The sequence below is a fragment of the Niallia sp. FSL W8-1348 genome (genome assembly GCF_038006745.1).
GTDB classification, from domain to species: domain Bacteria; phylum Bacillota; class Bacilli; order Bacillales; family Cytobacillaceae; genus Niallia; species Niallia alba.
Genome location: NZ_JBBOVV010000001.1, coordinates 3,822,739 through 3,848,833, shown reverse-complemented (window position 1 = coordinate 3,848,833; position 26,095 = coordinate 3,822,739). Strand labels below are relative to the sequence as shown.

Here is a 26,095-nt window from a genome sequence, read left to right as displayed (position 1 = left end):
CTAGATCACCTCCTTTCGAGCTATCTGATTCTCCTTTTTAAATAGATACTCAAGAGTAAATTCCGGGAAAAACCGATCTCTTATTAGCAGTGCTTCTTCGAAACTAAATGAATAATGACCATTCATCTTGTCGTAAATTGTTGCAACTCTCTTATCAAGAAGTGCTGCAATATCTTTAGCAGTAAGTGCTTTACGGGATAACTCTGCCTTTAAGTTATTTAACAAGCTAAAACCTCCTTTACTTGTTAAGTTCGATACTCAATTTCGTATCTTGTGTTTATCATATACTCAATTTCGTATTAAGTCAACGAAATAATTTAAAAAAATATGCAAAATCGTATTTTTCTATTTACAATCCTACTTTTATCTATATAATGGAATTATAGACATACGATTTTTCGTATAAAAACGACTCGGGGGAGAATAAGAAGTGAAAGACGTTAGAACAGAAATTATAAGAAATTTAATAAATGAGAAAGCATCATCCATGAAAGCTTTTGCGGAAAGCATAGATCTTCCATATACAACATTACGTTCAATGTTAGAACGTGGAATCGGAAATGCTTCAGTAGATAATGTACTAAAAGTGTGTAAAGGACTTAACATTACTACTGATCAATTAGAAAAAATGGCAAATGACGAAGATTATGAAATTGAAACAATTGCTGCACACCATGATGGTGAAGAATGGACTGAAGAAGAACTAGAAGAAATTGAACGCTTTAAAGAATTCGTGAGATCCAGACGCTCTAGGGACTAATAATATGAACTATGAGACTCTTTTAGTAGAAGCAGAAAAATACAAAGTAGATGTATATGAAAGAAAACTACCGTCATCTATGAAAGGGATATATAGTGACAGAATTATATGGATAAATAAAGATCAATCATCTACTGAAAAATACTGTACTTTATCCGAAGAAATAGGACATCACCTAAAAACAAGTGGTAATATCTTGGATTTAAAATCTCTTGTAAATAGAAAACAAGAGAAACTTGCAAGAAATTGGGGATATAAAAAGCTTGTTCCTTTAAAAAAGATTGTACAAGCCCATAAAGCTGGAATAAAAAATAAGTATGAATTAGCTGAATTTCTTAATGTAACAGAAAAGTTTTTAGAAGAAGCTATTAATCGTTATAAAGAAGAATATGGGCTTTTTAAGATTGTGGATGGCTTAACGATTTCTTTTGATCCATTAAGTGTTGTAGAATTTTTCGAAGAATTTTAAGGAGGTGATTGTGTTTTCATAAGCCCTAAAAAGTGTCTGTCCACGCTAGAAGGGATTTACTATGAAGTTACACAAATCAAAAAAGGATAACGAATTATATTATTATTTCAATACTAAAAAAGAAAAGTTATGGTGTTATCGTCATAAATATTATGATTCATCAGGAAAAAGAAAAGAGAAGAAAAAGCAAAATTTCAAAACCGAAAATGAAGCTTATAGGGCTTTGTTAGAAGTAAGAACATCCACAATGGATGGGGAAATAAAGAAAGTGGAGCATAATAATTTAACCATAAGTGAATGGTTGGATATTTGGTTTGAAACTCATAAAAATGAATGGAAACCAACTTCTCAATTGCAGCGTTCTAATGCCATAAAATATCAAATGAAACCTTTATTGGGTAAATATAAATTAGCTGAGTTAGATAAAACCACTTATAAAAAAGTGTATATTAATACTTTGCTAAAAAAATATAAACCTAGTACAGTACAACTATTTCACCGTTTATTTAAGGTTGCTATTAACGCAGCTGTTGATGATGAAATTATACCTAGAAATCGATTCAATAAAATTACTATTGAAAATGAAGAACCGAAAGATAATTTCTATACAGCAACAGAATTAAACCAATTCCTTAAACAAGCTAAAGAAGTTGAAAATATAACGAATTATTCACTAATATTACTTCTTTCATTTACTGGATTACGAAAAGGTGAAGCGCTAGGTTTAACTTGGGAAGATATTAATTTCGAAGATAAAACCTTATCTGTAAAACGCACTAGAGATAATAAAGGTGTCCGTTCCCCAAAAACTAAACGTAGTACCCGAGCTATTTTAATTAATGAGGAACTGGTTAAACAACTTAAAGTATATCGTAGATGGTGCAAAGAGATAAAGTTATCGTTCGGATATAAATTAAAAAATGATGATTTTATATTTATCTCATATCAAACTGCTACTCCTATTACTGAAAATACTATCATGTATTCCATGAGAAGAGTTTCTAAAGAAATTAATCTGAAAACCATATCCCCCCATGGTCTAAGACATACTCATGCGACTATTTTAATTAGTCAACGAATACCTGTGAAAGTAATTGCTGACAGATTAGGAAACACTCCACAAATGATATTAGATATTTATGGTCATTCTTTTAAAGATCTCGAAGAAGAATCAATTGCTGCCTTTGATAATGCGTTAAAGCAAATTGGGGCTGGTTTTGGGGCTAGATAATAAAATAGGTGTTTAAAAGACTTATATAATAAGGGTTTGTGAGAGTAGTGAGTTCTACTCTCGTTAATACCTTTGCTTTGCGAAGCACAATGTTAAAAGCCTTAGAAACCTTGTTAAATCAAGATTTCAAGGCTTTTTTCTTTTTATTCACTAACCGACCGGCGTATTAGATATTAAATATGAATGAAATTGGGGCTGTGATTTCAGCGCGTGTATACAAGTAGAATTTTTGAATAAGAGATATTACTTTCCGCTCCAAGAGTTAAAATTACTATCGTTAGCGTTTATTTTCTTCGCTATGACGGACAATCTCGTCAACGACGTGCTCGATCGGTGCGGTGGCATCGATTATAATTCCATTTTTCGGAATGTCTTCTTTCGTTTGGTGTAATCGCACAATGCGTTCCCTTTCTGATTTCTTTCCGCCCCACTCATTTTCCGGTCGCCCATCAAGCCGCTCGTTCAATGTGGTAAGGTTCACCTCGAGGACAAAGACGCTATCAAATAGATTTATAAATTTTGGAAAGTTCCTAGAACCACCGCAGAAAAATGTTACCTCCTCATCCTGGTTGGCAACCAAAGCTTTTACTTTATCTATACGCCAAATGTGGTGCTCATGCGTGCCACTATCCGTCGGTGTACCAGTTTCCGGATCACCTTGATAAGCCAATTCACGGTCACCATGAATGGCATGGTAGCCGCGCCTCTGCAATTCATTACAAACCGATGTTTTGCCCGTGCAGGAAACGCCTTCAATCAGATAATTTCTAATGCCCATGGCTATCCCCTCCATTCAGTGGATAAGATTGTAAGCTATGCTTATCAGCGTTTATCCTTGAAATGTAATAACTGTTGGTGCAAAAAAATACGATGGCTTCACATTCACCATTTTTCATATAGACCTTAAAAGTTTGCAATCGCTTAAATTTTAACATTTCTTGTTGTTCTTGTTCAATCTGGACTGCCCCTTTATTTACAAAAAGAAACCTAAATAAAAAGCATTAATTCTTCTTGGATTAACGCTCAATTCCTTGGTTTCAAAAAGCCCTGGATTCCGCAAAGAACCAGAGCTTTTTTATTATTCCGCTATTTGAATTTAATGTCTTCTTTCAACTAAAAGTCGCTTTCTTCTCCCAAGGGAAACAGTAACTCCCCCCAATTAGCCTTTTCTTTCTTTTTCGGTTTTTTTACAATAATGTTATTTATATATAAGCCTTCTTCATAAAAAAAAGTTGCTACTTGTACTTGATGGAAGAATGGAAAGAACAAATCTTTTATTTTCATCTCTATGTCTCTAGTATATTTAATATTTGGTAGGCTTATTTGAATAACCGTTTTTTCCCGTTTTTGTTCATATACGAGCCAGTATTCATGAACGACCTGATAAATTATCTTTTGTAATTCCAATTCGTTTTTTACCTTAGTTTCTCCACTAGAAAGACCCACTCTATCTCCAAATGCTTTTTGATTCTTGGATAACTCTATTATTCCATCTTTTTTTTGCCCGACACTCCATTCAGGCGAAACAAGATCACCAGTCAAGATTGTTGGAAAGCAATCCATACGATCCTCAACTTTCATTTGTTGATTTAAATAGTTAATAATCGTAAGATAAGCTGATTGATTTTCACATTTTTTTACCTGCATTAAGATTTGTTCATATATATTCTGGCGTAAATTAATTAAAGTAATAACATTATTTTTCCATTTTACTTTATCAAAAAGCATTTGAAATTCAGGTATCACATAACTGCTTTCAAAACGGCTTAAAGGATATTGAAAGGCGATAGAGTAATGTTCCTTTTCAAAATACTTCATCAGAAACATTCTCATCACAATATACTCTAAAAAAGGAGACGGTATATTTAAGACTTCACTGTTTAATTTCATTGATTTCACAGGAAAAGTAAGTCTATTCTACATCTTCCCGCTTCCCCCTCCTCCAATTAATTGTTTATGGATATAAGTATAAAGCATTTTATCCGATAAACAGATTACAATTGGAAAAAAATATATCTTTTTCACATTTTAGACAATATTTTGTAACAAAATGTTGCCATTCGGAAAAAAAGAGTTTTCAGAGGTAGTTTCTTATTTCAATTATCGATAACTTTAAGATTTTTCCCACGGAAATTAAACTATCTTTACTAGCTAAATAAAACACACCCTAAAAGTTATCCTTTCAGGGCGTTTTCCCTTAAAACTTTATTAAATAATATTTTTTCTTTCCACGTCTAATTACCGTAAATTGTTCTTCGATACGATCTTCTGCTGCAAGCACATAATCTAATTCCTGTTTACGTTCGCCATTGATGTAGACAGCGCCATTTGTTATATCTTCACGTGCTTGTCTTTTAGAGGATACAATGCCAGCTGCAACAAGTAAATCAACAAGCAGAGCTTCCCCTTCTGTATGTTCATATGTCGGCACATCTTTAAAACCTTGTTTGATTTCTCCCGCAGTTAAATTTTTAATATCTCCACTAAAGAGTGCTGCCGTTATCTTTTGTGACTGTTCAAGGGCAGCTTCCCCGTGAATTAATTTTGTCATTTCTTCTGCTAACGTTTTTTGTGCATTGCGTAAATGTGCTTCTTCTTGTACAGATTTTTCTAATCCCTCAATTTCTTCTTTCGAAAGGAAAGTAAAGAATTTTAAATACTTAATCACATCAGCATCTGCAGTGTTAATCCAAAATTGATAAAACTCATACGGTGTTGTTTTTTCAGGATCTAACCAAACCGCTCCGCTTTCTGTTTTACCGAATTTTGTACCGTCCGCTTTTGTTACAAGAGGAATTGTTAATCCATAAGCCTTTGCTCCTTCTTGCATATTCTTTCTGATTAATTCAAGTCCAGTCGTAATATTTCCCCATTGGTCACTACCACCAATTTGCAATTTACAATCATGATGCTCATATAAATGTAAAAAGTCTAACGCTTGTAAAATCGTATATGTGAATTCAGTAAAGGAAATTCCTGTTTCTAGGCGATTAGCAATCGTATCTTTTGCTAACATGTAGTTAACTCCAATATGTTTTCCGTAATCACGTAGGAATGTAACAATATCCATTTTTCCTGCCCAGTCATAGTTATTCACCATAACCGCACCATTTGTTCCATCAAAATCAAAGATTCTTTCTAATTGGGCTTGCAAGCATTTTACATTATGACCAATAATATCTAATGTTTGTAGTTTTCTTTCTTCGCTTTTTCCACTTGGATCCCCGATTAAACCAGTAGCTCCACCAACTAAGACAATTGGACGATGTCCAGCATTTTGGAAACGTCTCAACGTTAGAAAAGGCAATAAATGTCCAATATGCATACTATCAGCAGTCGGATCAACTCCACAGTATAAACTAGTCATTCCTTTTGCTAATTGTTCTTTTAAGCCTTCTTCATCTGTCTGTTGATAAATAATCCCTCTCCATTGCAGATCTTCTAGTAAATTCATTTATATTCCTCCATTAATTGAATTATTGTCCCTGTCATATTTTTCGCTATTGCCTAAAAATAAACGCAAAAAAATCCCTGCATATAATGCAGGGACGCCAAATTAGCGCGGTACCACCCAAAACTTGAGAAAATAATATTCTCCACTTCATTTAGAATAACGGTTCATGCCGTTCACTGCTACTAATTAAAACAACTTTCCCAGTGAAAGCTCCAGGAGGTAATTCATCCTTTTATTTATACCATTTTCCACCGACCAATGGCTCTCTGTTCATAGTGATAAAAGAACTACTTCTTCCCTTCAACGCAATAACGAATCAATATATAGTTAGCTTATTTTTATCATAAATATGCAGTTATTGTCAAACAAATATTCGAAAAAACAGGAAAAATATCGAACTCTGCCTATATTTCACTCCGCTTTATGCTATAATGTATGTGATTTTAGGGGGAATGATACCATGAATGAAAGGCCGAAGTGGAAAAATGCTTTAAGCCATTTTAAAAACTTCTTCACCAATAAACGAACACTAAAAGGTGCCCGTATAACCTATGAAGCAACATGGAATGTGGCTTTAGTTTTTATCATCATCATTGCAATCGGTGGTGCTTTTGGACTCGGAATTGGTGCAGGATATTTTGCTTCACTTGTAAAGGATGAGCCAATCCGTCCTTATGCAGCAATGCAAAAAGATATTTATAATTATGAAGAAACATCAGAATTATACTTTGCCAATAATGTTTATTTAGGAAAAGTACCAACTGACCTTGAAAGAGAGGAAGTTAAAATAAATGATGTTTCAAGCTATTTAAAAGATGCTGTGATTGCTACCGAAGATGAGAATTTCTATACTCATAACGGAGTAGTGCCCAAATCCATCTTCCGCGCATTATTTCAAGAAGTAACCAATGCTTCTACTCAATCAGGAGGAAGTACCTTAACACAGCAATTAATAAAGAATCAGATTTTAACAAACGAAGTCTCCTTTGAGAGAAAAGCAAAGGAAATTCTGCTTGCACTGAGGCTAGAGAAATTCTTTGAAAAGGATGAAATATTAGAAGCTTACTTAAACGTATCCACTTTTGGAAGAAATTCATCTGGAAGAAATATTGCTGGTGTACAATCTGCTGCAAACGGTATTTTTGGGATTGATGCGAAGGACTTAACTTTGCCACAGGCTGCATTTATTGCTGGCCTTCCACAAAGTCCATTTGGTTACACTCCTTTTACACAAGAAGGGAAATTAAAAAAGAATTTAGAGCCTGGTCTAAACCGGATGAAAACTGTATTAAACAGAATGTATGATCAAGAGAAAATTTCTAAAAAAGATTATGATGCAGCAATGGCATATGATATAACCAAAGATTTTATCGGCCCTCAAAAAAGCCCGATTGAGGACTATCCAGCAGTAACAATTGAGATTCAACAAAGAAGTATCGAAATCATTGCTGAGTTGTTAGCAAAAGAAGATGGATACACAAAAGAAGACTTACAAGAAGATGACATATTAGCAGAACAATACACTACAATTGCTGACCGTCAAATTCATCAAAACGGCTATAAAATTCATAGTACAATCAACAAGAAAATCTATGATATTCAACAAAAAACGGTGAAAAATTACTCCCTTTTTGGACCAGATAAAGAACAACAAGTGATTGATCCAGAAACAAAAGAAAAAGTGACCATAATGGAACCAGTAGAAACCGGAGCCATTATGATTGAAAACAAAACGGGAGCTATCATAAGCTTTGTTGGAGGACGCGATTATAATCGAGAAGCGACAAACCATGCTACAAGGAGCTTGAGACCAAACGGATCAACAATGAAGCCGCTATTAGTTTATGCTCCAGCTATTGAACTAGGCACATTATCACCAGGTAGTGTCCTTCCAGACGTACCATTACGACTAGACCCTAGTTCACCAGGAAAAATATGGCCAAAAAACTACGATAACCAATTCCATGGTTTAGTCACAGCAAGATATGCACTTCAACAATCCTATAATGTACCTGCTGTTAAGGCATATATTGATATCCTGTCGCAAAATCCAATTAAATACTTGGAAAAAATGGGTATTACTTCTTTAAATGAAAATGACTATTCAACAAGATCTGCCGCTATCGGAGGACTTTCGTACGGTGTAACGGTTGAGGAGAATACAAATGCATTTTCTACATTTGCTAATAGTGGTAAACATATTGACGCATATATGATTGAGAAAATTGAAGATAAAAACGGCAATGTTATTTATCAACATGAAGTAAAGCCAGTGGATGTATTTAGCCCACAAACAGCTTATTTAACGTTGGACATGATGAGAGATGTTATTAATCAAGGAACGGCGGCGGCTGTAAAAGGTCGTTTAAAATTCCAGTCAGATTGGGCTGGGAAAACTGGTACAACACAAGATCTTAATGACTCTTGGTTAATTGCCACAAATCCGAATGTTACGTTCGGTGTATGGACAGGTTATGATACACCAAAAACATTAGAAACATCTGGTTTATCATACAGTAAACGTAATAACTATTTATGGGCAGATTTACTAAACGCAGCTTATGACGTTGCTCCTGAGCTTGTAGATCCTTCAGAAAGCTTTAAAATGCCTGGTGGAATCGTAAGACAATCTGTGTGTTCTATTTCTGGACTATTACCTTCTGAGGGCTGCTCAAAAGCTGGACTGGTCACAACCGATTTATTTAAATCTGGTATGGCACCATCGAAAAGAGATGACAGCTTAGTAGCAGGTAAATATGTTCAAATCGGCGACAAGAAATACATGGCATTAGATTCAACCCCAAGTGAGTTTTCTGAATCAGGATTAATGCTAAATCCTGATTACATCGAAAAACTTTTTGGTATTCGTATCAGTGATCCAAGTATTCTTAGCAAAAACAATCAAAAGCTGAAGAATCTTATCATTCCTAATAATAAAATTGAAGACAATGGAAAGGCACCTAACGCACTAAAAATCAACCTTAAAGGTGATACGATAACCTGGAATAAGCATGGTGAAAAAGATGTTATTGGATATCGTGTATATAAAGACGGTAAAAAGGTGAAAAGCTTAAAAGCAGAAAATGCGTTGAGCTTTAAAGCTGGAAAAGGGACCTATATCGTTAAGGCGGTTGATATTGCCGGTAAAGAATCAAAGGCATCGAATGAGGTTGTCATAGGCAATACGCAAGAAAAAAAAGAGGATAAAAATAAAAACGAAGAGAGTAAAAAGGCAGAGAATAAAAACACAGAAAAAAAAGACGCTAATAAACCAGCAAATAATAATGAAAATAAACAGCAGGACAACAAAGAACAAACCGAAAAAGCTGATGAAAAAGAGAATACTTAAAAGCGAAAGGGAGAGTCTACTATTGATTCTCCCTTTTGTTTTTATAGCTAGCTTCCAGTTTATTGTTCTTCAAAAAAAACAAAGCATTCAGCTTTGTTTTTTTAAACTCATTTTGTTGAATTACGAGATTCAATTCGATGTGGAAGTGTAACAATATGATCTTCCACCGTTTCTTTATTCATATATTTAGTGAGTAATCTCATGGCTACAGCACCAATGTCATATAACGGCTGAACAACTGTTGTTAGTTGCGGACGAACCATTAACGTTAATTTTGTATTATCAGAGGTAACAATTTCGAAATCTTCCGGTACTTTATATCCTTTATCTTCTGCCCCATGAATGACACCTAGCGCCATTTCATCTGACCCTACAAAGATAGCCGTTGGTTTATTATCGCTTTCCATTAACTTATCGAAGGATTCCATACCAGATTCATAGCTATAATCACCTTCTACTACTAAGGACTCGTTATATTCGATTCCAGCAGCTTCTAGAGCCTTCTTGTAACCGCCTAATTTCTCATTTTTATTGATTGGTTCTTCCAATGATCCAAGTACGATTCCAATAGACTTATGACCTTTCTCAACAAAACTAGTCACTACATCATATGTGGCTTGCGCATAATCAATATTAACCGAAGAAATCTTTTTACTTTCTTCAATACTAGCTGCAAGAACAATCGGCACTGGTGACTTTTCAAACTCAGCAACATGTTCTTCTGTTATATTACCGCCCATAAAAACAATACCATCTACTTGTTTACCTAGCATTGTATTTAATAAGTGTAGCTCTTTATCTTTATTTTGATCCGAATTACTTAGAATAATATTATATTTATACATTGTAGCAATATCTTCAATACCTCTTGCTAATTCCGCAAAGAAGGTGCTTGATATGTCTGGAATAATTACGCCAACTGTAGTTGTTTTTTTGCTTGCAAGTCCTCTTGCTACTGCATTAGGACGATAACCTAATCGATCAATTACTTCTAATACCTTTTTTCTTGTTGTTGGTTTCACATTTGGATTTCCATTAACAACACGGGAAACAGTTGCCATGGAAACACTTGCTTCTCTTGCAACGTCGTATATTGTTATATTCATTGTTATTTCGCACTCCTTTTAGTCGAACTAATTTCTTCTATTATTTTATGGCAAGAAGCTATTTCCTAATCATCCACGATTCTCTTTTTAGCTAATCTTGTCTAATTATGTACTAATGATACGATATCACTGGAAAACCTGCAATGACAAGCTTTCATTTTTTTTCAAAAAAAACCGACATTTTTCCGGTTTTCAGCTAAAAATACCTTTATTTAAGCATTCTTCCATACAGTTTACCATAAAATAAAAAAAAATATAAATGAATTTATCATATTAACATATTAAAAACTATTAATTAAGTACGTTTTTTTCAAAATAAAAAATACCCTGTACTTGTTAGCAATTTTAACTAACATATACAGGGCCAATTTAACTTTCACAAATTTTTCTATCCTTTTATGCTCTTACATATGGTGTAGATTGTATTGCACGGTAAAATTCATCGAATTGTTCAATATCCATTTGTTGTGCTGAATCAGATAATGCAACTGCTGGATCAGGGTGAACCTCTGCCATTACTCCATCTGCACCAATAGCTAGAGCTGCCTTCGCACAAGGTAATAATAGATCCTTTCTTCCTGTTGAATGGGTAACATCCACGAAAACTGGAAGATGTGTTTCTTGTTTTAAAATTGGAACAGCTGAAATATCTAATGTATTTCTTGTAGCACGTTCATACGTACGAATACCACGCTCACAAAGGATAATTTGATCATTTCCTTGTGACATAATATACTCTGCTGCATTTATAAATTCTTCAATCGTTGCTGCTAATCCACGTTTTAAAAGAATCGGTTTTTTTACACTACCAGCAGCTTTTAATAATTCAAAGTTTTGCATATTACGTGCACCAATTTGGATTACATCAATATAATCTAATGCTGTTTCAATATGTTCCGTACTAACAATTTCACTAATTACAGCTAAATCATATTCATCCGCTACTCTTTTTAAAATTTTCAAGCCTTCTACACCAAGTCCTTGGAAATCATATGGTGATGTTCTCGGTTTGAACGCACCTCCACGCAGAAGCTTTAGCCCTTTAGCCTGAACAGATGCAGCCACTTGTGCTACTTGCTCATAAGATTCTACTGAACATGGACCAAACACAAATTTAGGCGTACCATCACCAATTTTTGTTCCTTTTACGTCAACAATTGTGTCCTCTGCCTTTTTCTTACGAGATACTAATAAAGCTTTGCTATCATCTTCTTGTTGTAATTGTAAACCCATTTTAAAAATTTGCTTAAATAAATGAGAAATAGTGGCATTATCAAACGGTCCATCATTTTTATTTACAATATGATCAAGCATTTTTCTTTCACGAACAGGATCATATCGATGTGCGCCGTGGGTTCCTTTTGTCTGGCCAATTTTTTGAACTAGACTTGCCCTCTCATTAATTTTTTCTAAAATTTCTAAGTTTAACTCATCTACTCGATTACGCAATTCTTCTAATTCTTTATTGCTCACAATCATCTCATCCCTTCATTTAAAAAGCATAAAACTGTATAATTTCATTTATACAAATGCAAAAATATGTTACATTTCTCTTAATTGGATTAATTATAAATCATATTTATCGCATTGTCACTATTTTTCTTTAACAATTAAACGCTTTTAAGCGTTAAAGCGTTTAATTGTTTCAAATAATAAATCTTTTCCTATAAATTTATCTTATATTCTATTAACAATCTTTAAATAAAAAGAAGGTGTTTTCCCGTGCAAAGTAATGAGAAACTTTTTGCATTAGATATTGGTACTCGATCAGTTGTCGGAATTATCTTAGAAAAAAAAGAGGATAGTTATCATGTTTCCGATTTATTATCCATTGAACATACCGAAAGAGCCATGTTAGATGGCCAGATTCATGACGTGTTAGCTGTTTCCAAGATTATTAAAGAAATTAGAGAACAATTAGAAGTAAAACATGGACCTTTAAAAAGAGTAAGTGTAGCTGCTGCTGGAAGAGCATTAAAGACAGAACGAGCGTCTTTTGAAATGAACATCGAAAGAAAACCGCTTATTACAAAAGAAGATATATTACATATGGAGTTAACCGCAGTCCAGCAAGCACAAAGCTCTGTCGCAGAAAAAAATGACCGTGACAAAAGTCAATTTTACTATTGTGTTGGCTATTCGGTTCTTTACTATTCTCTAGATGATCAAGAAATGGGAAGTCTAATCGATCAACAAGGATCCCTTGCAAAGGTAGAAATTATTGCTACCTTTTTACCAAGAGTGGTTGTAGAATCGCTTATCGCTGCCTTGCATCGAGCTAATTTAGAAATGCAAGCGTTGACGTTAGAACCTATCGCTGCCATTAATGTCCTTATTCCCCCTTCTATGAGACGTTTAAATGTAGCCTTAGTAGACATTGGAGCAGGAACATCTGATATTGCAATCACAGACACAGGAACAGTTACTGCTTACGGAATGGTGCCTGTCGCGGGGGATGAAATAACGGAAGCAATCAGCGACGCATATTTATTAGACTTTCCATTGGCCGAAAAAGCTAAAAGAGAATTATCCCAAAGTGATCAAATTACAATTTCAGATATTCTTGGTTTTACAACTGAATTACATAAGGAAAATGTGATAAACGAAATTGAACCAGCTTTAGACAAATTAGCCGATACTATCTGTCGAGAAATTCTTTCATTAAACAATCATAAATCACCTAAAGCAGTGATGCTCGTTGGTGGTGGAAGCCAGACTCCAGCACTGCAACAAAAGATTGCTGAGATGCTAAATCTGCCTTCTAATCGTGTTGCAATTAGAGGAATTGATGCTATCACAAACTTAACCTTTGCAAAAGACTTCCATTTAGGACCTGAACTAGTAACACCAGTTGGAATTGCTATTGCGGCTGAGAAATCGCCAGTCCAATACAAAACAGTTTATATAAATGACCAACCCGTTAGATTGTTTGAAGTCAATAAACTAACCGTCGGAGATTGTATTTTAGCATCAGGTATTCGGATGAACCAATTATACGGGAAACCCGGCAACGCAATGATTGTATCCATAAACAATCAAAAAATAACGATTCCAGGTAGTCATGGAGAAGGCCCTACCATTTTAAGAAAAGGATTGCCATGCTCCTTGGAAGATACTGTAGAAGACGGGGAATCCTTAATGGTTTATCGCGGAAAAGATGGAGAACAAGCTATTGTTCAAATAAAGGATTTACTTGATACAGAATCTGACAAAAATATAACAATAAACAATAAAAACTATACCATTCATTCCAAAATTCTTTGCAATGGAAAAGCTGTTTCTGCTGAACACCAGATAGAAGACAAAGATGTTATCGAGTATCAAGCAGATGCTACTATTCAAGAAGCATTAGAATCACTCCATTTATCGAATATGATCGAAGAACTAAAGCCTTTTCACATTTTAATTAATGGAAAAGAAACAGTCCTTCCTGCTTTCTCAGGAAAGATTATGAAAAATGGTCTTTCTTGTCGCTTAAATCAATTATTCGAAAATAATGATGTTATTCTATTAGAAAAGAGAAAAACGCCGACTGTTCAAGAATTGGCAGATAGAAAACAAATTTTAATGTACCAAGTACTGCCTGTATATTTTAATGATAAGAAAATAACGCTGACAAAACAGTTAGCACAAATACAAAGAAAAGGTCAAATTCTTCAAATGGATGATCTCCTATATAGCGGTGACGACATTAGAATCGAGCAAAAACCATTTGAGGGCTTTTTATTTCAAGATTTATTTGCTTTCGTAAATATCCATATGCCTCAAAATGGCGCAGGGTCTTTTCAACTGTTACGAAACGGGGAAAATGCAACCTTTTTAACGCCTATAAAAAAAGACGATCGGCTATCGATTGTTTGGCCTGCAAAAACAGAAAGCCCAACTACAAGCAACTAAGTGTCTCTGTTTGATAAAAGCTGCTATATCTAAAAGATGGTTAATTTCCGTATAGAGGGAATGTTTTGGAGTAATCTGAATACACGTAGACGCCATAAGGCTCATCACTCGCTCCATGGAAAGCGAAAAAAAAGTATTTAGACGGCGGGCAACAGCAAATATGAAAAAGACCTTAATAAAAACAAAAAAGGAATTCAGAATTTTCTTCTTCTGAATTCCTTTTTGTCTATATCCTGCATTATAAATATTCTATCTTTCTTTAACGGCCTTTTGTAAAGAGGCTATATTTATTTTCCTGTGTGATGCATGCCAAACTATATTATTATCTGCAAAAAGTAATGCTTGTGGAGATTCATGTCTTACTTGATATTTTTCAGCAATATAATTAGATAATGGTCTAGCCTCTTGTACAGCTAAGTAGTATGTATCTATTTCTTGATTTTCTTGCTCATATTGTTTATATTCATCAAAAGCATGAGCACTAATAGGGCATGTTAAACTATGCTTAACTAACCAAAAAGTATCAGTAGTCTTAACTAGCTCCTCAAATTTTTCGACCGTGTCTATTTTTTTCATTTTCATCCACCCTTTCGCTTGCCATCTAATTATTTGCAAACAACTCATTAAGATTAAACGGCGAATTTACTTAATACCTACATAGAAAAAACAGCCTATATACTTATTACTTCCTGCTTGGTCCGAAAAAGATTGGCTCTCTTGGAACGCAGAAAGCAAAGTGTGTATAGACTGCAAGCTTTAACAACGTTTTATACAGATATTGTTTTTATCATTGGTTATATTTACTTTCTGTCTCATCAAATGCACGTTTTGTTTCTTCTAATTTTTGTTGAATTTCATCGAATTCAGTACTTTTTAAACTTGTGCTTAAATCCGATGCTTGTTCCTTCAGCTCGTCAAAACGGTCTGAAGTATTCTCTTGACCTTTAGTGTTTTTCACCTTATCCATAATATCAACAGAAGTTTTAGTAACTACATTACTTAATTGATCTGTTTTATCTTTTGCAATAGAAATGAATTCTGATCCTTTTTCTTTTACTGTATCCGTTAACTCAATTCCTTTTTCCTTTAATACTCCTGCTTGTCCGTTCAAATCTTGAAGTAATTCTTTTCCTGGCTTTGGAGCAAGAAATAACGCAGTAGCTGCTCCAACAATCCCACCTAAAAATGCACCAAATAGAAAATCCTTAGAACTTGAGCTTTCATTTGCATGGATTATTTCTTGTTCTCGCTTCATCCTAACATCCTCCTTTTAATTGCTTCTTACACGAGTACGATTTTGTTCTGTTTTTCTAGCTTTCCATTGATCTTTAATATTCATAAACACTTTACTATATTGAACAATTTGAGCAATTTTATCTTGATTTTTTACAAGTGTATTTTCTACATTTTGTGTAATCGATTGTACAGATTGATTAAATCCTTGTACGCTTGATCCTACATCCTTCACTGCATCAACAACGGAATTTAAACTTTCTGATTTCTGTTGAATATCTGCCGCTAGATCATTCGTCTTTTGTAATAAAATAGTTGTTTCTCTCGTGACACCATCTAGTTGCCTTTCTAACCCGACGAGTGTTTTGGAAACACTATCCAGCGTAGTATGTAATGATTTCAATGTTCTCGCAACATAAATGACAAGAATTGTAAACGCAATAGCTATTAATGCTACGCTTAAGTATAAAAGATTTATCATCCTTATCGCACCTCCACTTTATTGGTCTTTTCCCAGATTCGCGTTTGCTAAAACCTTAGTTTTATTATAATTGGAAAAACTTTCAGAAACAAATGATTCCTTAAAAGCTCTTTTATGGTTTTATCGAGTAATAGGAAAAAGCTCTAATGAAAGGCGTAAAATATCATTTTAACTTATCCTATTTTTTCTTTTTAATGTATTTTATTATTGTTTTTTATTTAAGGAAAAAATATTTTCGGGTACAATAAGAAAGTTATCACAAAAAAATTTGGAGGTACATATGAAAGATCCACGCATTGATCAACTAGCAAAAAATCTAATTAATTATTCCATTCGCTTACAAAAAGGCGAAAAGGTTCTTATTGAAAATTTTGGACTTCAAAAAGAACTTGTAAAAGCACTTGTACGCGAAGCATACGCAGCTGGTGGTTATCCTTTTGTTTCCCTAAAGGATAACGATGTAAATCGTTCTTTGCTTTTAGAAGCACAACAGGAGCAATATGATATGATGGCACAATTTGAAGCAAATGTGATGAGTAATATGGATGCATATATTGGGCTTCGAGCTGGTGATAACATTAATGAGCTTGCAGACGTTCCTGCAGAAAAAATGAAGATTGAAGGGTCAACCATTGGTAAACAGGTACATAGAGAAATTCGCGTTCCTAAAACAAGATGGGTTGTCCTTCGTTACCCTAGCCCATCCATGGCACAGCTTGCAAGAATGAGTACAGATGCATTTGAAGATTTCTATTTTGATGTTTGTAATCTGGATTATGGGAAAATGGACAAAGCAATGGATAATCTTGTAGCATTAATGAACCGCACTGACAAAGTTCGCTTAACTGGTCCAGGGACAGACTTAACTTTCTCTATTAAAGACATCCCAGCAATTAAGTGTTCTGGTCAAATGAATATTCCAGATGGTGAAGTTTATACTGCTCCTGTACGTGACTCGGTTAATGGATTACTAACTTATAATACTCCTTCGCCTTACCAAGGATTTACATTTGAAAATGTTAGCTTAAAGTTTGAAAATGGAAAAATTGTCGATGCAACAGCTAACGATACGGAGAGACTAAACAAAGTATTGGATACTGATGAAGGTGCTCGTTATATTGGGGAATTTGCAATAGGAGTAAACCCATATATTCTACATCCAATGCAGGATATTTTATTTGATGAAAAAATCGATGGAAGCTTCCACTTTACACCAGGACAAGCCTATGATAATGCTTATAACGGTAATAACTCCAATATCCACTGGGATATGGTAAATATTCAACGTCCTGATTATGGTGGTGGAGAAATCTACTTCGATGATGTTTTAATAAGAAAAGATGGAAAATTTGTTCTTCCTGAATTAGAAGCATTAAATCCAGAGAATTTAAAATAAGAAAAGCTATGGGCACCCGTTTAGTGGCGTGACCTTCCTGAGCTTAATGGAAGTCCAGTAAACGATCGTGAATGCCATCAGCTCCTAGAAACTTATAATTTCTTAACTATTGAAAAAGGACTCTTACGTATAGGCGAAAGAGTCCTTTTTTATTATCCTAATGTTTTTTCATAAGCACTTTGATATTTTTGAATATCACCTGCACCCATAAACAAGATTACACTATCAGTATGTTCTTTTAAGGAAGAAACAGTCTCTACTGAAATAATTTTGCTTCCAGGTACCTTTTCAGCTAAGTCCATGATACTTAACTTTCCGTGATTTTCACGAGCAGAACCAAATATATCACATAGATAAGTAGAGTCTGCTAAATTTAAGCTATCTGCAAATTCTTGAAGAAACGCTTGTGTACGAGAGAATGTATGTGGCTGAAATACAGCTACAATTTCTCGATCAGGATACTTTTGACGGGCCGCTTCTACTGTTGCTTTAATTTCAGTAGGATGGTGAGCATAATCATCAATAATAACCTGTGAGCCAATTACCTTTTCTGTAAATCTGCGTTTAACACCTTCAAAGGTCATTAATCTTTCTTTCACAATTTCCGCATCTAATTCCTCATAATGACTAAGCGTAATAACAGCCAAAGCATTTAAAATATTATGGTCACCAAATGTTGGAATGGAGAATGTGTTGTAGTACGTATTACGAACGTAAACTTCAAAAGTTGTACCCTCTGTCGTTTTTTCTACATTTCTCGCTTGGAAATCATTTTCATCTCCAAAACCATAAAACACAACTGGTACTTTTGCTTGAATTTTTTGCAGATGTTCATCGTCTCCACAAGCAAAAATTCCCTTTTTAACTTGCCATGCCATTTCTTGAAAAGCAGAAAAAACATCATCCACATTAGCAAAATAGTCTGGATGGTCAAAATCGATGTTTGTCATCAACGCATAATCTGGGAAATAAGACAGAAAATGTCTTCTATATTCACATGCCTCAAAAGCAAAATATTCTGCTTCCAATACGCCTTTACCTGTTCCGTCACCAATTAAATATGCTGTAGGTTTTGCACCTTTCATTACATGGGAAAGCAAACCAGTTGTTGAAGTTTTTCCATGCGCTCCAGTAACAGCAATACTTGTAAATTGTTTCATAAAGTCTCCAAGGAAACGATGGTAACGAATAACTGGAAGACCAAGCTTTACAGCCTCTTCTACTTCCTCATGTGTATCTGGAAATGCATTCCCTACGATAACATTCATTCCTGGTTTAATATTTTCCCGGTGAAAAGGAAGAATTTTAATTCCCGCCTGTTCTAAAGCGATCTGAGTGAAAAATCTTTTTTCCACATCTGATCCTTGTACCTCAAAACCCATATCATGTAAAATTTGTGCTAATGCACTCATTCCCGACCCTTTTATACCTACGAAGTGGTAAATAGTCATATAAAGAACCTCCAACTACGCATATCTTTTAACAGTATATGATATCCTCATTCAATTTGCTCATTGCATTTATGTATGCAATTTTTGTTCCATTTTATTTTTCTCATTCAGCTTATTATTCATGTTCCAGCTGAACATTAACTTTTTTTTCCTTTTTTTCATTTCACATTTATACATTATACCATCTTTCATGATGAAAAACTATGCAACAATACAATTCCAATGTATGGAAATTACCAAACAGAAATGCTTCTGGTATTATTCCGTTTCCTGAAATTGCAGTAATTCACTTTCTGTAATTAATACATCTCTCGGTTTTGTCCCTCTTGCTTCAGATATAAATCCTTGCTTCTCCATCATATCAATTAACCTCGCTGCTCGATTATACCCTATTTTAAAGTTTCTTTGAAGACTAGATGTAGAAGCACCACCTTGTTCAATAATAAATTCACATGCTTCATAAAATAGCTCATCTTCTTCTTCAGACATTTGTACCTTTTTTAAAAGCTCTTCTTGCTCAAATAAATATTCTGGTTTTCTTTCTCTTCTTACGTGAGCAACCACTTGGTCAATTTCTTCATCTGATACATACGTTCCTTGTAATCGTACTGGCTTTGATGTGCCATTTTCTAAGAACAGCATATCTCCCTTTCCTAACAGTTTTTCGGCACCACTTATATCAATCACTGTTCGTGAATCAATTTGAGAGGAAACAGAAAAGGCGATTCTTGTTGGAACATTTGCTTTTATTAAACCTGTAATAACATCTACAGATGGTCTTTGTGTTGCAATTAAGAGATGAATTCCGCAGGCTCTTGCCTTTTGGGCTATTCTGCTGATTGCTTCTTCAACATCAGCTGGAGCCATCATCATTAAATCCGCTAACTCATCAATAATAATCACTAAATAAGGCAATTTTTCACTGTATCTTTTATGCTCTTCTGCTAATTGATTATATTTTGAAATATCTCTAACACCTACATGTGCCAAAAGTTCGTATCTTCTTTCCATTTCTTCTACGGCCCATTTTAAGGCAGCAGTTGCAGTCTTTACATCGGTAATAACCGGACTTGCCAAATGTGGTATATAGTTATATGGAGCCAACTCAACCATTTTAGGATCTACTAACAATAACTTCAGTTCCTCTGGCTTTGCCTTATATAGCAAGCTTACAAGCATTGTATTTATACATACGCTTTTTCCAGAACCGGTTGCTCCCGCAATTAATCCATGAGGCATTTTTCGTAAATCCGTCACAATTGGTTTACCGGAAATATCCAGCCCCATAGCAACTGTTAAAGGAGAAGAAGAATTTTTAAATTCATCGCTTTCTAAAATTTCTCTGATTAGCACTGGCCGGCTATTCCGATTCGGCACTTCAATACCGATTGTATGTTTTCCAGGGATAGGTGCTTCAATTCTTATATCCTTGGCAGCTAAACTTAATTTTAAGTCATCAGATAGGTTTGTAATTTTGCTAACCTTTACTCCTGGTTCGGGTTGAACCTCGTATCGAGTAACAGAAGGTCCTTGAGTTACATTTACCACTTTGGCATGAACATTAAAATTAGTAAATGTATCATTCAAAAGCATCGTCTGCTCTTCAATCCATCCATCCTTTTCTATTTGTAAAATAGGGGGATGCAACAAATTTTCTTCAGGAAAAACATAGTATGGTAAGTTATGATAAACCTCTTCATCCTCTTCGCTTAAAGGTTGAACTATTTCTTCGACCTTTGGCTTTGGCTCTGGCTTTGGCTCATCATAAACTTTTTTTTCGATTTTTTTATTCGCCAATGACTGTCTGTCTTTATTCAGCATCAACACATTAAATGGTAAAGGACCTTTTCGAGTAGGAGGTTTTCTCTCCAATGTTTTTTCTGAGAAATCTTTTTCTTCCTTCTCTTCAACAACCTCCTCGCTATTTTGCAGGAAGGTTTCTTCTACCTTTACTTCTGTTTCTTCAAACCGCAACAACGGTTGCTCATTATGTTCCTGCTCATCTACTAAGCTTTCTATCTGCCTATCTACTTCATTATCCTCCCAATCCCTTTCAAGACTAACAGGTGAAGCAATCTTTCCTAGTTCTAATGAACTATCTCCGTTATTATAATGATGTGCATCTTCCTCTTCATCTAATGATTCTTCTGGATACGGAGAAAGAATCGACTCTTGTTTATGCTCTTCCATTGTCATTGTAGCTTGTTCTCGAACTAGGTCTATCTCATCGGTCGTTTCGACTTCCTGAGTTATTGCTATCTCTTCAATTACTTCGACTTCCTGAGTTGCAGCTATCTCTTCAGTTACTTCCATTTCTGGAGTTACTACTATCTCTTCAGTTACTTCAGCTTCTGGAGTTACAGCTATCTCTTCGGTTACTTCTACTTCCTGAGTTGCAGCTATCTCTTCAGTTATTTCCATTTCTGAAGTTACTGCTATCTCTTCAGTTATTTCCGCTTTTGGAGTTACAAATAATGCATCAGTCACTTCCACTATTTCCCGCACCACTTCATCTTGCCTTTCTTGTGATTGTATGACAGATGATTTTTGCCAACCGTCAACAGGCTCTTTTATTATAGGTCGTGATGTCGTTGTGCTTGTTTCTTTTCTTTCCGGACGATTATATCCATATATCGGAGAAACAACTTCCGTCGGCTTAAACGGACGATTTCCACTATATGCATTTGATACTTGTTCTTCCTTGAAATTATTTTTCGGCTGTTCCGTAAATTGTCGTTTAAATGGTTGATTGATTTCTTCCTGATCATTTACAAATGATTGCCTAGGTTCTCTTCTTTTCTTTCGGTCTACTTCTTTCCTATCATCTTCATCCCCATCTGGTATTAACGGAAATCGAAAATTACCTTTTGGATATTGATAGAGAACTTTGGAATCCATCTCTTTCTTCCATGCTGTGGATTCAACATTTGGTTGATTTTCTATCTCAACCGTTTTTTCAACTTGGTTCAGCTCCTCTTCTTCACTAACAAACTGTTTAAATACTTTCTTGAACCAATTCACACTTAATCACTCTTTCTTTCAAATCTCATTACTATTTTAACAGTTATGTTCAGAATTTCGAGTACTATTTTTTAACAACTCTCCCTTTCCCTCTTTAGATAGAGGTTAAACAAAGACAGCTGTCCCTTTTTTTGGCTCATTCTGTTCGAGGCATTCTACACGTGCCATTATAAGATGTAAAAACAAACTGCAATATGTTAAAGTGAAACTTCCATCCGAAGAGTTTTCCTTCGTCCCTCACAGCAAGTTAGTTGAACCATTTGGACCTTTATGGACAATTGATCCCGCTCTATCTTCCTCAAATTCTCTTAAGCTTAAAGTCAGAGTCTTACTGTCCGTTAAGGGTGGGATAAATGGAACAAATGAATAAAACAAAAAAGAGACACTTTTGAAAGCTAATTTAGTCCTAATTGCCTCTTTCATTAAGTCTCTCTATATAATTAAGTTAAAACAGGGAACTTTACATATGGAAAAGATTACTTTCATTATTTAAAGAATAGACGGCATTTATTTCATTTTTTTAATCTACATAATTGTTATTTTAATATAAACACATTTCAATTAGATGTCATTCAAAAGTAAATTATAAATCGATTTGATTACATTTTTTCTATTATTTTTCTCGTTTTTTATTTTTCCCTAATATAAAGATAGGTTCTAATTCTCCACCTTCATAAAGAAAAGACAATGCCGTAATGGGAACTCTTCCACTTGCAAAAAAGCTCATTGTCATTTGAGCAAGGACATCATATCCTGTTTCATTTCGAATATCCCCAATAATAAGCACATCTTGATGCGGTACAGCAACAGTCATGGTCCCTTCTACCTTTTCGTTCATTTCTTTTAGAAAAGCATCATTTAGTATTCTACTTGCATCATAGCCATCATTGCTATTTAAGAAATAAAAAATATTTCCTGCCACATTGTCAGACTTTACTTGTGTGGATAGAGATCGAACATTAAAAAGAGCCATCTCTTTTATAGAAGTAGGGGTCCATTCTTCCTTCTCCATCAATTTCTCATCAACAAGACGGTAAGTATTCCCCATATCTAAAGCATAATAAACTCTTGTTTCTGCTGTATGTTCATCAGTTATAAATGGAATTTCTTCGTTTGACTGTTGCGGAAAAGAAGTCGAACGTATGACAGGAAATAGTTTCTTCTCTTTCCCTTCTATTTGCCCATCTTTTTCAATAGCACCTAATCCATGTTCGATATAATAAACAATCTCATCTACTGCTTTTTCTTTCTGTGTTTCCCATTTAGCAATGATTTCAGGTAAAGAAACAGTAACTCCTTTTCCCGTTACTTTACTCTCTATGCGAACTTGATCTTTTTTACTATCAAAAGTAAAAGTTCGATCTTCATTGCTTATTCTTTGTTTAAGCATATCCTTCATTTTCTTACTCGTCATTTTCATGATTGCTTCACTTCCGTCCTTTAGATTTCGTCCTATTATTATACGCTAAATGATTGTATATTCATCTCTTTTGATACTACGTTTTTTACAAACACAAGGAAAAAGGTTATCTCTTATAAAATTATAGCAAGGAACTATTTGTTTTCCTTAACTACCTTTTTATACGAGACAACCTTTATAGTATAAACGCCTCTTTAACACGTTTCCGCCACTAATATTCCTATTACCTTATATTTTTCTTATAGAGACTCAATAAACTTTTCAATTTCTTCTTGTGTTTTTCGATCTTTGCTTACAAATCGACCAAGTTCTTTTCCGCCTTCAAATGCGATAAAACTTGGGATGCCAAACACATCTAACTCTATACATGTATCAATATATTTGTCTCGATCCACATGAACAAATGTATAGTTATCATATTTCGCTTCTACTTCTGGCATAAATGGTTCGATAAATCGGCAGTCTCCACACCATTCTGCGGAAAAAAGAAAAATATGTCTTTCCGAGCTATTTTTTAACTCTGTAAATTCTTCCACTGATTGCAAATCTTTCATTGTATTGCCCCCCTAAATAATTGAAGCCTTTTTATAAATAGTATCAGAAAAATATGTTCCTCACTACTAATATGCTTTCCTACTGCTTCCTTTTTATCACCTTGAATCCAAGCTTTTTCTAAGTTATTTTGACTATTTCTAAAAAAGCTTACAATGACTATTGTCCTATTTAATAATTACATCTATAATTATTAAATATTCAGTTTTTTAAGAATATTTAATCAAAAGAGGTGATTAAATGAGAACGATTAAAGCAAAATTATATTTTATTTTAGGTTTAGCTATTTGCGGATTAATTTCTTTATTAGGTGCTATATTATTTTTTAAAAGTGTGCAAACGGAAAGTAAGCAGCAAGAACTGCATCTAGCTTCTATAGTTGGAGTGGGAAAAGAGATAAAAGCAACTATTTTGCAGACACGTAATGTGGAGGGGGAATACCTTCTATTACCAAACTATGCTTTAGGGGAAAATGTAAAAGAAGAAGTGAACAAACTGATACTTCTAGCTGAACAATACAGTAAGGATCGTATGATTTCTGAGGAACTGCAACAGAAATTTAAGCAAATAGCATTAGAAGGAGATGCCTACTTAAAAGGATTTGAAACATTATCATTACAGTATGAGGCGATCGGTTATGAAGCCTACGAAGGCTTAAAAGGTGATGTTCAAAGCTCTATTAAAGAACTGCAGTCCATAATCCAGTATACGAACGATAATAGTCTTATTTCTGAGCTCCAAGAACTACATAAAAATGAAGAATATTATATCTCTACCCAAAATCCAACTTTTTATCAAAATTTCCTTGAGGTTTCATCAGGATATGCGGAAAGACTAGAAAAGAATAATTCCCTTTCTGCAGAGCAAAAACAGCCCATTACATCTAGTTTTAACCATTATCTTACAGCAATGCAGGAAATACACAAATCCTATGAAGGAAGTACATCCTTTATTACTGCCTTCGATTCACAATCCAAATCCATTCAAACTGAAGTACAAGAACTAGAAAAAACGATTATCAGTGAGCAAGATAAACTGAATATAGTTTTACATCAAAAAAGTAGAATGTATACAATTATTATCATTTCAGTCAGCATTCTAATTATTTTTCTTTTATTTATCATTGGGTTAATTCTTTTAAAGAGGATATCCAAGTCTATTCAATTACTAATCACAGCAGCTCAAAAAATCAGTGCAGGAAATTTATATGATCGCATTCCTATCACAACGAAAGATGAAATGAGCATACTTGCAACAGCATTTAATCAGATGGCGGAAAAAGTTCAAGATAGCTTACTTTTTATCTCTACTACAGGAGACCAACTACATGCCTCTTCGCGACAATTAAGCTCAATCTCAGAAGAAACAACCGCTCAAGCTAATGAAGTTGACCAAAGTATTCAGCAAATTGCAATAGGAGCATCTGACCAAGCGAATCGTCTTCACAATAGTCTTCAAAATATAAAAGATGTGGAGAATAGAATAGAAGAGGCGGATATACTGGAAAAAGAGGTGACAAAAGAAGTTTTATCGGCTAGTCAAGAAAGTAAAACAGGACTTAGGATTGTAAAGGATTTAGAAGATATATCATCTCATTTCCTCCAATTAACAAAAGTTCTAACAAATAAAGTGGTACAGGCAACTCAATATTCAGAAAAAATCGCATCGATTGTTGATACAATTCAAACGATAGCAGATAGTACAAATCTCCTTGCCTTAAATGCTGCCATTGAAGCAGCTAGAGCTGGGGAAAGTGGAAAAGGATTCACCGTTGTCGCAACCGAAGTCCGCAATTTAGCAGAAAAGTCGAAGAAGGAAGCAGAAGACATTCAATTATTAGTTTCAGAAATGACACAAGAAATGAATCAGCTTAGAGAAAATGCTGACCAATTAAACGAATTTAGTAGTAGCCAGGAAAAATCTGTTCATACGACAAAATCTGTGTTTGAAAATATAGTAGATTCCATTTCCAATATAAACATAAAAGTAGTTACCATTAACACTGCGATTACTCAGATCAAGGAAGCTAATCAATCTCTAAAACAGCATGTTTTGGAAGTATATGACGTTAGTCAATCTGCCGCTGCCTCAACACAAGAAGTATCTGCATCTAGTGAAGTTCAATTAGAAACTATAATAAAAATAAATGATTCTGCCTCTCTTCTCTATCAAATCTCCGTAGATCTACATAGTGAAGTTAGTCAGTTCAAACTCTATGCTATTGATGAAACGACTAATAAGCAAAACAAAATTATCTAAAACTTTATATACAAGA

The 26,095-nt window shown here is 34.4% G+C and carries 20 protein-coding genes and 1 other annotated feature; of the genes, 7 read left to right on the top strand and 13 right to left on the bottom strand.

The features are described 5' to 3' along the window. A complete protein-coding gene (locus tag NST60_RS18175; RefSeq protein ID WP_144545046.1) occupies window positions 1-225 on the bottom strand; it encodes an XRE family transcriptional regulator in 225 nt (74 codons plus the stop codon). 205 nt (window positions 226-430) lie between these two features. Between NST60_RS18175 and NST60_RS18170 the strand changes: the two genes are divergently transcribed. From NST60_RS18170 to NST60_RS18160, 3 genes are all read left to right on the top strand, one after another. Further along, a complete protein-coding gene (locus NST60_RS18170; RefSeq protein WP_082810107.1) occupies window positions 431-760 on the top strand; it encodes a helix-turn-helix domain-containing protein in 330 nt (109 codons plus the stop codon). 4 nt (window positions 761-764) lie between these two features. After that, complete coding sequence (locus NST60_RS18165; protein WP_341099677.1) at window positions 765-1,229, top strand: ImmA/IrrE family metallo-endopeptidase; 465 nt, start codon at window positions 765-767, stop codon at window positions 1,227-1,229. Between the two features lie 61 nt (window positions 1,230-1,290). Then, a complete protein-coding gene (locus NST60_RS18160) occupies window positions 1,291-2,460 on the top strand; it encodes a tyrosine-type recombinase/integrase (protein ID WP_061800890.1) in 1,170 nt (389 codons plus the stop codon). A gap of 277 nt (window positions 2,461-2,737) precedes the next feature. Here NST60_RS18160 and NST60_RS18155 read toward each other — a convergent pair whose 3' ends face one another. The 3 genes from NST60_RS18155 to tyrS form a co-directional block, all read right to left on the bottom strand. Next, on the bottom strand, window positions 2,738-3,238 hold the full coding sequence (locus NST60_RS18155; RefSeq protein WP_224427625.1) for an AAA family ATPase: 501 nt from the start codon (window positions 3,236-3,238) through the stop codon (window positions 2,738-2,740). A gap of 335 nt (window positions 3,239-3,573) precedes the next feature. Further along, window positions 3,574-4,278 (bottom strand): hypothetical protein, encoded by a 705-nt coding sequence (locus NST60_RS18150; RefSeq protein ID WP_224427624.1) that lies wholly within the window; start codon window positions 4,276-4,278, stop codon window positions 3,574-3,576. Window positions 4,279-4,657: 379 nt separating this feature from the next. Beyond that, window positions 4,658-5,914, bottom strand: coding sequence for a tyrosine--tRNA ligase (gene tyrS, locus NST60_RS18145; RefSeq protein ID WP_224427623.1), 1,257 nt, complete (start codon window positions 5,912-5,914; stop codon window positions 4,658-4,660). A gap of 87 nt (window positions 5,915-6,001) precedes the next feature. Next, window positions 6,002-6,227: a binding site (T-box leader), on the bottom strand. A 147-nt stretch (window positions 6,228-6,374) separates the two neighbouring features. Between tyrS and NST60_RS18140 the strand changes: the two genes are divergently transcribed. Then, on the top strand, window positions 6,375-9,263 hold the full coding sequence (locus NST60_RS18140; RefSeq protein WP_224427622.1) for a transglycosylase domain-containing protein: 2,889 nt from the start codon (window positions 6,375-6,377) through the stop codon (window positions 9,261-9,263). Between the two features lie 107 nt (window positions 9,264-9,370). On the opposite strand, the gene ccpA is transcribed toward NST60_RS18140, so the two are convergent. Next, window positions 9,371-10,369: a catabolite control protein A gene (gene ccpA, locus NST60_RS18135; protein ID WP_224427621.1), complete on the bottom strand. Its 999-nt coding sequence runs from the start codon at window positions 10,367-10,369 to the stop codon at window positions 9,371-9,373. A 396-nt stretch (window positions 10,370-10,765) separates the two neighbouring features. Next, complete coding sequence (locus tag NST60_RS18130; protein WP_016202825.1) at window positions 10,766-11,842, bottom strand: bifunctional 3-deoxy-7-phosphoheptulonate synthase/chorismate mutase; 1,077 nt, start codon at window positions 11,840-11,842, stop codon at window positions 10,766-10,768. 249 nt (window positions 11,843-12,091) lie between these two features. On the opposite strand from NST60_RS18130, the gene pilM reads away from it, so the two are divergent. Next, window positions 12,092-14,266, top strand: a complete 2,175-nt coding sequence (pilM, locus tag NST60_RS18125; protein WP_016202826.1) for a cell division protein FtsA — start codon at window positions 12,092-12,094, stop codon at window positions 14,264-14,266. Between the two features lie 249 nt (window positions 14,267-14,515). On the opposite strand, the gene ytxJ is transcribed toward pilM, so the two are convergent. From ytxJ to NST60_RS18110, 3 genes are all read right to left on the bottom strand, one after another. Beyond that, entirely contained in the window at window positions 14,516-14,842 is a 327-nt protein-coding gene (gene ytxJ, locus NST60_RS18120; protein WP_212119609.1) for a bacillithiol system redox-active protein YtxJ, read from the bottom strand. 211 nt (window positions 14,843-15,053) lie between these two features. Then, the gene (locus NST60_RS18115) at window positions 15,054-15,521 is read right to left on the bottom strand and encodes a YtxH domain-containing protein (RefSeq protein WP_212119611.1); all 468 of its coding nucleotides are present in this window, start codon (window positions 15,519-15,521) and stop codon (window positions 15,054-15,056) included. A gap of 15 nt (window positions 15,522-15,536) precedes the next feature. Further along, window positions 15,537-15,980 carry a DUF948 domain-containing protein gene (locus NST60_RS18110; protein WP_016202829.1) on the bottom strand — a complete coding sequence of 148 codons (444 nt, stop codon included), beginning with the start codon at window positions 15,978-15,980 and terminating at the stop codon, window positions 15,537-15,539. Window positions 15,981-16,260: 280 nt separating this feature from the next. Here NST60_RS18110 and NST60_RS18105 point away from each other — a divergent pair, with 280 nt between their 5' ends. After that, window positions 16,261-17,376 carry an aminopeptidase gene (locus NST60_RS18105; RefSeq protein WP_016202830.1) on the top strand — a complete coding sequence of 372 codons (1,116 nt, stop codon included), beginning with the start codon at window positions 16,261-16,263 and terminating at the stop codon, window positions 17,374-17,376. 152 nt (window positions 17,377-17,528) lie between these two features. On the opposite strand, the gene murC is transcribed toward NST60_RS18105, so the two are convergent. The 4 genes from murC to NST60_RS18085 form a co-directional block, all read right to left on the bottom strand. Continuing rightward, window positions 17,529-18,827 (bottom strand): UDP-N-acetylmuramate--L-alanine ligase, encoded by a 1,299-nt coding sequence (murC, locus tag NST60_RS18100; RefSeq protein ID WP_016202831.1) that lies wholly within the window; start codon window positions 18,825-18,827, stop codon window positions 17,529-17,531. Between the two features lie 258 nt (window positions 18,828-19,085). After that, entirely contained in the window at window positions 19,086-21,848 is a 2,763-nt protein-coding gene (locus NST60_RS18095; protein ID WP_341099667.1) for a DNA translocase FtsK, read from the bottom strand. 613 nt (window positions 21,849-22,461) lie between these two features. Next, entirely contained in the window at window positions 22,462-23,262 is an 801-nt protein-coding gene (locus NST60_RS18090) for a DUF1444 domain-containing protein (protein ID WP_016202833.1), read from the bottom strand. A gap of 245 nt (window positions 23,263-23,507) precedes the next feature. Continuing rightward, window positions 23,508-23,822, bottom strand: coding sequence for a thioredoxin family protein (locus tag NST60_RS18085; protein ID WP_016202834.1), 315 nt, complete (start codon window positions 23,820-23,822; stop codon window positions 23,508-23,510). A 238-nt stretch (window positions 23,823-24,060) separates the two neighbouring features. Between NST60_RS18085 and NST60_RS18080 the strand changes: the two genes are divergently transcribed. Next, window positions 24,061-26,079, top strand: a complete 2,019-nt coding sequence (locus tag NST60_RS18080) for a methyl-accepting chemotaxis protein (protein WP_341099665.1) — start codon at window positions 24,061-24,063, stop codon at window positions 26,077-26,079. The last annotated feature ends 16 nt before the right edge of the window (window positions 26,080-26,095 follow it).